General features: G+C 68.8%; 1 pseudogene. It reads right to left on the bottom strand.

What is annotated here, in order from left to right:
- Positions 1-205 (bottom strand): annotated as a pseudogene (locus LPA54_RS38895) (MarR family transcriptional regulator); the annotation flags it as partial.
- Positions 206-446 lie beyond the last annotated feature (241 nt).

Here is a 446-nt window from a genome sequence, read left to right as displayed (position 1 = left end):
TCGACGGCGGCTGGACGTGTTCCTTGCGGGCGAGCTCGCCCGGGGTGGCGCTGCCGCAGCGGGCCAGGGTGCCGAGCACCGACATCTCGGTGGGGCTGAGCGACTCGTCGACCCGCTGGTGCTTGAGCCGACGGGACAGCCGCATCACGGCGGAGCGAAGGGCGTTCACGGCGGCGGCGTCGTCGCCATGGCTGAGGTCCGGCATGTTCTTTAGCGTAACTCATTACTCTCGCTAAAGACCACTCGGTACGCGGCGCCCGCCCGTGAGTCGCGCCACTCCCGCCCCAGAGGTCTCCCCGCGGGAGCCGGGATCACCCATACGAGTGATTGATGCGCGAAATGCCACGCGCCGCGCCGGGAGGTGCGGCGACTCTCGTGGACATGGGGACCGACGTGCTCAGCCTGCGGATGGTTCATGTACTGCTCGATCGGCTCCGCGACCTTGC

Source organism: Streptomyces sp. DH12, from assembly GCF_020873895.1.
Lineage (GTDB): Bacteria > Actinomycetota > Actinomycetes > Streptomycetales > Streptomycetaceae > Streptomyces.
Note: the sequence above shows the minus strand (reverse complement) of the source record. Positions and strands in the feature narration are given on the sequence as shown.